4 protein-coding genes are annotated in these 9,262 nt (G+C 38.6%); all 4 read right to left on the bottom strand.

The window, feature by feature from the left end; all coding sequences use genetic code 11:
- Positions 1–627: 627 nt before the first annotated feature.
- Positions 628–1,005 (bottom strand): VanZ family protein, encoded by a 378-nt coding sequence (locus J2786_RS21520; RefSeq protein ID WP_082001928.1) that lies wholly within the window; start codon positions 1,003–1,005, stop codon positions 628–630.
- On the bottom strand, positions 980–1,357 hold the full coding sequence (gcvH, locus tag J2786_RS21515) for a glycine cleavage system protein GcvH (protein ID WP_047429251.1): 378 nt from the start codon (positions 1,355–1,357) through the stop codon (positions 980–982). The genes J2786_RS21520 and gcvH overlap by 26 nt, the downstream gene beginning before the upstream one ends.
- 107 nt (positions 1,358–1,464) lie before the next feature.
- Positions 1,465–8,499, bottom strand: a complete 7,035-nt coding sequence (sov, locus tag J2786_RS21510; protein WP_052186906.1) for a T9SS outer membrane translocon Sov/SprA — start codon at positions 8,497–8,499, stop codon at positions 1,465–1,467.
- 57 nt (positions 8,500–8,556) lie between these two features.
- Entirely contained in the window at positions 8,557–9,141 is a 585-nt protein-coding gene (ruvA, locus tag J2786_RS21505) for a Holliday junction branch migration protein RuvA (protein WP_047429250.1), read from the bottom strand.
- Positions 9,142–9,262: the final 121 nt, after the last annotated feature.

Here is a 9,262-nt window from a genome sequence, read left to right as displayed (position 1 = left end):
GTAGCAGAGTGAAAAATTTTAAACATTTGTTTGGGGATCGGGTGAGAGTGTGGGAGGGTTGGAGAGTTTGAGCGTTGGAGAGGGTGAAAATGGATGATGCGGGGGAGTTTCAACATGCGAGATGCGGGATACGGGGTGGTTTCGGGATGATAGTAATATACTATATATAATAATGGGATGGTTGGGCTAAAGCCCCGTTCCTATTGAATGGTTTTTATTTTTAACCGCGGATGACACAGATTGACACGGATCATGTTTAATATTTTATTATAGCCTATGTGAACTTGTTTTCATTTGTGCCAACTTATTACTTATTACTTATTACTTATTACTTATTACTTATTACTTATTACTTATTACTTATTACTTATAGCCTCCCCTCCTCCTCTAGCCCTGATAGTAATGGTTACCCCGCAGCAGGGGTTGGAGAGTGGGTGAGGCTGAGCGTGGGAGTGCGCTGGTGCGAGGAGTATGAATGGATAGCAGGATAAAGCTCCTGAGAAAGTTGGAGAGCTGGAGAGTTGGAGAGTTTGAAAGTGAAAAAGTGAAAAAGTGTGAGAGGGTAAGAGTGTTGGTGAAGAGAGAATAAAAGAAGAGTAGGAAATAGTAATGGATTTGAAGCGTGTGTTAAAAGAAACGCTTGACTAATTCCTTATAGGTGTAGTATCCTAACAGACATCCGATTGTATCTGCTACAATATCTAAAGTTTCCATTGATCTGCCTAATCCCATTTCTTCCTGCAGGATTTCGGTAAGGAAAGCATAGAGAAGAATGATCTGGAAAAAATAGGAGAATTTTATTTTTGGGAAAGCGGCAATGAAAGAGAAACCCAAGGCTGCAAATATACTGAGATGCAATACCTTGTCGATACCGCTGAACATGAACCAATATTCATGATTTTCTTCTCCCGGTCTGAGAAGCATATAAGTAAGAAATGCCCAATAAATGGGCAGTATCTTACTAAATATTTTTGAAATCTTATCCAATGATCGCTTTGTAATCATCCGCAGAAAGTAACTCTGACTGGTCTGCTCCATCAGCAATTTCCAATTTGATGATCCATCCGTTTCCATAAGGATCTGTATTTAACAGTTCAGGCTGATCTTCTAATTCTGAATTAAACTCGATAACCTTTCCTGCGATAGGTAAGAACAGGTCTGAAACAGTTTTTACTGCTTCTACACTTCCGAAAACGTCTCCTCCATTAAGATCATCATCTACAGTATCTACATCAACGTAAACGATATCTCCAAGCTCTCCTTGTGCGAAGTCTGTAATACCGATTGTAGCAACGTTACCTTCGATCTTGATCCATTCGTGATCTTTCGTGTACTTTAATTCTGATGGTGTGTTCATTTTTAAATTTTTATTTTGTACAAATGTATTCAAAAATATAGTAGCTTCAAATATTGGATATAAAAAAAGTCCTTCAAAACTGAAGGACTTTTGTGTTTATATTATTTTTAGAATCCACCTCCGGAATCTCCGAATGTAAATGTGGCTGAAATACCTGCTCTGATCGTAGACAGCGGGAATGCTGTGGAGATCTTGTATTTTGAGGTCATCTGTTCGTAGAACACTCTCAGGTTCAGATTCTCAGAAACATTGTAGTCTGCTGAAAGTTTAATATTCATCAATCTTTGTCCTCCGGTAACCTGGGCATCATTCAACAGGATATTCATAATGGATGTTTTACTGTCTCTTAATGAAATATCTCCTCTGATGTTAAGGTCACTTCCTTTTCCTCTTGTTCCTCTTCCTCTGATATTGGCTGTTCCTAATCTGAAGTTTCGGACAATATACCCCAGCCTTACTACATATTCTGTATTTGCATCTTCGGTAAGGGTCTGGTTAACTAATCCCAGTACCATCATTCTGGTTCTGTTGTACTGTATTCCGAACTGCATATTATTTCTCATGGTAACATCCACTCCAATAAGCGGTGAGAAAGATTCTACATACCCAACCTGTGCGAATGTATACGGGTTAATTTTATCACCACCGTCTTTGATCACATTACCCGCATTATCTACGGTCTGATAATATCCGTTCGGGTTACCATGATAATCTACATTGCTTTGAATACCTGTTGCAGTATACGTAGCTGTATAGGCATGTAAGATATCGAACTTCGTGAACTGCCCGCTGATTATCGGAATATTTTTTAATCCTGAATAGGTAATTCTCCAGTTTGGTAACGGGAATCCTGACTTTTTAGGATTAGTTAATGGTGTTACAGATTTTCCTTCCATAGCTGCTCTAAAGGCAGGGATCAATACATAGGCATTACCAATGCTATAGTGCTGAGCAAATCCGTTATTATCCAGTACTGCTCCCGGACCTCCCAATTGTTGGGAAAGAGCTCTTGCATTTTCTCTGATCGCCTGGTACACTGCCTGCCCATCTTTAAATGATGTGCTAAGAAGCGACGTAGTATTGGAATACGTTATCATTTCGCTGGCGAATGTAAAATCCGTATCAGGAACTCCACCATTGGTATAGTTAAATCCTGTATGTGAGAAGTTACTGTTAAAGGTATGTAACACATTAAGATCCACTCTTAAATCGTTCATTGGCATCACCTGTAAGTCTGCTCTCAATTCTTTGGTCGACATTCTTACATACGGATCTGTCATATAATTGGAATCACTCACCCATCCGTTTTCCATTACTGTTCTTCTGATGTCTGCCTGCGATCCCAAAAGGAATCCAAGTGTAGGACCTCCCAGTGTCTGTCCGGATCCATACCAGTTTGGTGCTGATATCAGTCCCGGAAGCACTGTTCCATTCGTTTCGTTATAACTTACGTTTAACTGTTTGAAAGAAGTTAAGAAGAATGCAGCACTTTGAAGTGGAGTAAGCTTATTCTTAAATTTATATTTCTTATATCTGTATCTGTTTTTCTCCCATTGTTTTGCATACACATTATTCAGAGAGTCCATTTCCTGTCTGCGTTTCTGAAGTTTGGCATTAATATTTTTGAAATAGTTAAACTGACCAAAGAACTTCGGAAGATCTGCAGAAGCTGTCGCCTGAATCACATTGGTATTCTGTCCCACAGATCCTAAACTTGCTGTCTTGTTTGTATTAGGGTCAGTAAATCCAAGCAAAGATGTAGATCTTGCCGCCCAGTTATAGGTAAATCCGTATCCTACTTCTGCATCAATGAAATCCAGATAAGGCAGATACTGGAATGGCAGTTTATAATTCAGCTGTGCTCTGTGATTATACAATACCGGTCTTCCTGCTCTGAATACATTTCCGAAGATCGATTTGCTGTCCATTGAATTTACATCCAGATTATCATTCAAAGTTCTGGTTGCAGAATTGATCTCCAGTTTCAATGATTTCGTGAAATTGAATCCTAATCCGTACTGCCAGCCAAAGAAGAAGTTTCTGTTTCTGATGGCATCGAAATTACTGTTCATGTCACCATTTAGGATTGCTTCCACATTTCTGAACTCAAGCTCGTTATAGTTTCTGTCGATTTCAGTTCTGAAAGAGATTCTTGTAGGAATTGGATTAATATTGAATTCCTTTACCCATCTAAGATACTTTGTAGATTTTGCCGTATCACTGATCATCTTGTTGAAAGGTTTCAGCACCCACGGTTTAAAGGTGTAGTTATAATCTATATACCCTCTCAGATACTGTCTGTAGTTTCTCTTGGTGTAGATATCTCTGAAATAGTCATCGTTATAAACTGCAGTTACTGATACGTTTTCAATATCATAAAACTTAGGCTTTTTATTTGGATTTACTCTTTCCTTATGCATGTTAACAACTCCTATACTTCTCTGTTGAGTATACGTTCTCGCTACTTTTTTCAACTGATCTTTATTCGGTGCCTTATTAAATTCTACGTCGGTATCCAGAGGATTGTACTTTGGATCTTCAATAGTCTGCGAGTAAGAATAGTTTAAAGGAATTTTTACCCCTGTTTTTTCCGGAAGGAATTTATCTACATTGATTGCGGTATTAATACTGAATGCCGATTGAGTAGATTGTGTTCTTTCCGCAGGTTTTGAATCGATATTCCCGAAACCAACTGAGGTATAAGAGGCATTGGCATTCACTGTTGCCAGGTCTCCCATATTGAAGTTTAGGCTTGCATTTCCTGCATATCCTCCATCATTCTCAATTTCAGAAAGACGGATTTCATTCACCCAAAGAACCCTTGTTATAGTGGACGCCCCTCTTGGATCAGAATTCCTGACCCCAATCATAATGGTGGTAATATTTCCTAAACTTGGTCTTCCTTTAATATAAATATTTTTATAAGGTTCCTGATATCCTGTGTCAACGGTTCTATTTGTAATAGCAACACCTGATTTATCTCTTCTGATTTTAGCATCTACAAAGTTCTGAACATCAAAATCAACATCATTTTCCATCGGCCAGATTTCCATAGGTGCTGTCGCCGTAGTAGGTGTCATTTTTAAAGATGATTCATACTCATAATAGTTATCTGTAGCATCGCTTCCGAAACGAATAAAAAATTTTGTTTTTTCATCAATTCCAGTAATAACATTGGATGGATCGTGAGCATGTACAAAGAGCTTCAGCTTTTTGTATCTTCTCATATCCAACGTTGTATTTTTGAACACCCCTCTTGCCTCAGTTTTAAGATCTTTTACTTTCATGTAAAGTGATGCTTCATTCTGTCTCTGAGCTCCTGCATTTCCACTCAATACCTGCCTGTCAATTCCAGGAGGCAATACATATGGAGGCTGATTCAATGCATTCTCTTCAATATTCACACTTCCTACCTCAAAATTCGGGTCTGTAACAACCCCTATCCCTTCTCCTGAACCTGGAATATTTGTGCTGGCAATGTTACTATTATATTTTCTCCAGTCTGATCTTACAAGATCCATTGTTCCGAATCTTAACGTAGATGTTTGCTCAAATCCTGCCAGCATCAATCTTGCAAATCTTACATTATTTAGTACTGCATCTTCGTGTGTTCCTTCAGCCAGATCGTAATTTGCTACAGGAATTCTGAACAAATACCATTTTACATCTGAAGTCTGCCCGTTCTGGAATGTTGCTTTTACTGTTTTTACATCTACAATATTATTCGATCCAAGTGACAAACTTGGCTGGTCAAGCTTTATAACATATTGGTTATAGTTTTCAGTCTGATCAAGGTTGTAATCTTTATTGATATCTTCGGCATCCGGAGTTTGAGAAGCTACATTCAGAGAGTTGGCTTCTGAGTTTCCTTCAGGATTTCTGAAATATTTGTATCGTTCCACCACTGAAGCAGCCTGGCTTCCTGTAAACTTATCAGAAAGATAGAATACGAAGTCATCTACTGCAGGGTCAGCAATATTCGTTACCGGGTTTACAAATGTATTTCCGAATCTCATTGCCTCCTGGTCAGAAGTAAGACCGTCATATCCGGCATCCTGTGTTTTTCTTTCATCGCCTTCTGTAGAGAATGCATATAAAATTGGTGGCTGTTTTGGCTGTGTTCCCCAGTTTGAATTCGTTGTAGAAGAAGGATTACCTGGAGTTGGAAGTCCATTTTCATATTGCATTTTTCCATCTTTCAGAACATCTTCGGAAACGTTTCCTAAGTGAAGTAAAAGTTTTGGATCAGTACCCAGCGTTTTACCATCTGCATAAGGATCCATCATCCAGAATTCAACGTATTCAATGTTTGAAGTAACAAAGTTGGGAACACTGATCGATCTCATAATCCCCGCCCATCTGCTTTGTGCCGGTTCTGCCAACGGGTTTACGTTGTATGGTCCTTTTTCCTTAGGGAAATAAGAGATATCGAAAGTGTTTGTAAAGGTTTGTTCCCCGGCTACGAAATCTCTGTTGTTATAGATCTCAGAATATTGTACTCTTCTGGAAGCGTGATTGGATACAGACTGTGGTGTAATTCCTGAAGGAGCTTTTCCTCCAACATTCCAGAATCTAGGGTCAATATTATACCATGTTAATAATCCTCTTCCATATCCGCTTGTTATGTCATCATTGGCAGGAACTATGTTAAATGGCGGCAATGTATTTTTTTCCGGTTTTGAAGCAAGGCTCCATGCTGCCGGTTCTTTTAATGATATTTTAGAGGTTGTTTGTTCAAAATCGTCAATGTAAGACTGATTGTTTGTTCCTTTATTCAATCCTGGTAATAAGTAAGCTGCTTCCATCTTAAAGTTTAAGTTGGATGGAGCTTCGGTTTTTACCATAGGAAGTTTATTGGTCAATCTTGTCAGATAAGGAGCCTGATTGTTGTACATCAGGTTGATCCCTGCCATGGTATTGTTTACCGCTTCCTGCCCGAAGTTTACTTTCTGGGTTAATGGAGATTCAGAGTAATTGATTACTGTTCCTCCCAGTATAAAGTTTTCACTGAATCTTCTTTCTAAGTTTAATCCTAAGAATCTTTTTCTTTGTGTATTAAATGTCAACTGGTTTTCCAGTGAAATATTGATGGCCTGTCCGGACTGTTTTACATTTTCGTTAATGATTGTAACGGTTCCAAGCATATAGTCTACGGTATAGTCTACACCTTCTGTAAGCTGTACTCCGTTTGCAGCCACTTTTACCGATCCCTGAGGAACGTTTACTGCACCTAAAGAAATACCTTGTCCCTGAACTCCTTTGTAACGGCCTTCCATGGTATACCTTTGTGCAAGATTACTGGAGATTGCCTGTTGTTTCTGTTTGGTATAAAGATCCTGAAACACGTATTGAGGATCAAAAGTTCCTCCCAAAGCTTTTTGTATGTAGGCACCGAAAGGCTGTACTTTGGTAAAAATTACTCTTCCGGTTTCCGGCCTGATGGTAATCCCATTGACAAAATCGAAAATACCGTCCCCTTTACTTCCATCTTTATTGTTCTGGATATCGCCGTTCATATTGAGGCGGTCCCAGTTAAACAATTTCAATAAGTTCTGATCTTTCACAGGAGTATCCGGAAGATAATTTACTTTACCTCCTGTTTTTGGATCTCTGTAGTATACGTTAAGGATAAATCCGTCGGGAGATACCTGCCCTGCATCAATAGAATAAATGTTCTTCATCATCAGGTCCCACATTGGAGACTGTGTGTTCACCTTATTGTTTACTCTCAATACTTTGGTAACCAGTACAGGACTTTCTTCAGAAAATTCCCCTACTTTGTATACTTTATTGCTTCCGTTAACTGTATATGAGTAGGAAACGGCTAAAAGCTGCTGATCATTAAGCTTTTGATTTAATGAAATATATCCCAGCTGTGGCTGGTAGGTAAATTCATTACTGTTAAGTTTTCTTGCTTTTGTATTGTAAATGAACTGTTCTCCGTTGTCATAAGGAGTTGGATCTCCGGGAAGCACCTGTCCCTGGAAAATAGTTCCATAGTTTTTCCCTGCTTCTCTGGTTCCTGCTACGGATGAAACAGCATCATAAAGACCGTTCAGAGAGTTATCCGGCAGTGTAATTCCTCCAGGTCCTTCTCCAAGGTCCCTGATCCCGATAATACTTTTCTGATAAGCCAGGTTACTGTTCCCCTGATCAAGTACCCAGACTTCCATTCTGGTAATATTGATTGTTGAATTGATCTGTGGATAATTAAGCAGGGCATCGTCATACTTATTCAGGAAATAATGTCCTAAAAAGAAGTGCTGGTTTTCTTCATAGTCAATTGCGTTGACTTTAAAATTGTTCATTACACCACCACCCTGTACTACAATATTACGAGCTTCTCCCTGTTGCTGGGAAAGGACTACTGTTCCAAATGTTTTTCCTAACTGGAATTCCGTTTTCACCCCGAACAGTGATTGGGAACCACGGATAAGACTTGTTGAAAGTGGCATGTTTACGTTACCAAATTCGACTCTTTTGATGATTTTATCTTCTCCTCCTTCGTTGGGTTTATCTACATTTCCAAGACCTTTACTCTGAAGATCTTTCCAGCTTCCTTTTGCCTGCCATACAAGGTTCATTCTGTTTTCGAAAGCAAAACCACTCTGGGTATCATAATTGGCCTTTAACTGAAGGTTTTCCCCTACTTTCCCTAATAATCCCAGCTGAATTCTCTGATCGATATCAAAGGTAAAGCTGGTCCTGTTCTGAGGCAGGATCATCGGGTTATCTATTTTTTGGTATAGTCCTGCAAAATCCAGGGATGCGTATCCGGAAGGGATGATTTCAATTTTGTTACCTCCGAAAATGGTCTCAAACAGTTTGTTATTAATTAACAAAGAAGGAATTAATCCCTGCTTTCTCGCATCAGATCTGTCTTTTCTGAAGAGGAGATTATATTTATCAGATTTCTCCTTGTAATAAGCTTTTGTCTGGCTGGCAAGCATATATTCTTTATACTCTTCCGGAGACATCGCTGTAGGAGGACCTGTAATAGTATTCCCTATTTTGGGATACACATAGTACATCCCGGTTTTTATATCGTAATAGGCTTCATACCTCGTAGGGTCAGCCACTTCATATTGTTTTCTTATGATCGCTGTATCTTTCTGTGCCTGTGCAAAAGCACTCACAGACATACACAGGAACGACAGGAACAAAAATATGTTAAGATGCTTACTATTCGCCACCAAATGTTAAATGTTTTTTAAGATTTGTTTAACCAATTCTTCTACCGAGATGGTTGGATTTTGTTTTATAATTTTATCCGCAATCTTCTCGCTCGCTCGTTTAGGAATGCCTAAAACTTCTAATGCAGATAACGATTCTTCCTTAATTTTATTATCCACCATCACAGAAATATTCGCGTTTGGATCGCTGTATTTCTGTACTTTATCTTTAAGATCTACAATAATTCTTTCGGCCGTTTTTGCACCAATTCCTTTTGCTTTTTGGATCAGTGCACTGTTTCCGGAAAGTATAGCAGACGCAATCTCATCAAGACTCAATGTTGACAACAGAATCAGTGCTGAAACGGCTCCTACTCCATTAACGCTTATTAACAGATTGAACATTTCTTTTTCTGAACGTGTGTTAAATCCAAAGAGAAGATGAGCATCTTCACGAATGATCTGCTGAATAAATAAAAAGGTCTGCTGGTTCAAAACCAGTGTCTGTGAGGTCATCAAACTGATTCCCACATAGTAACCAACTCCTTGAACATTGATGACAGCGTAGGTAGGCGTAAGTTCTTGAACAGTGCCTTGTAAAGAAAATATCATTATTAATTTTTAAAACTCCCAAATATAGCAATTTAAACTAATTAATGTTTTCATTTGATGTACGAATGATTTTTAACTTAAATTTCAAATAAGAATTCAAGGAATTAACAGAAAAACAAAA

Origin of the sequence: Chryseobacterium vietnamense (assembly GCF_031454475.1) — a bacterium.
Lineage (GTDB): Bacteria > Bacteroidota > Bacteroidia > Flavobacteriales > Weeksellaceae > Chryseobacterium > Chryseobacterium vietnamense.
The sequence above is the reverse complement of the archived record's forward strand: the minus strand, read 5'-3'. Positions and strand labels throughout refer to the sequence as shown.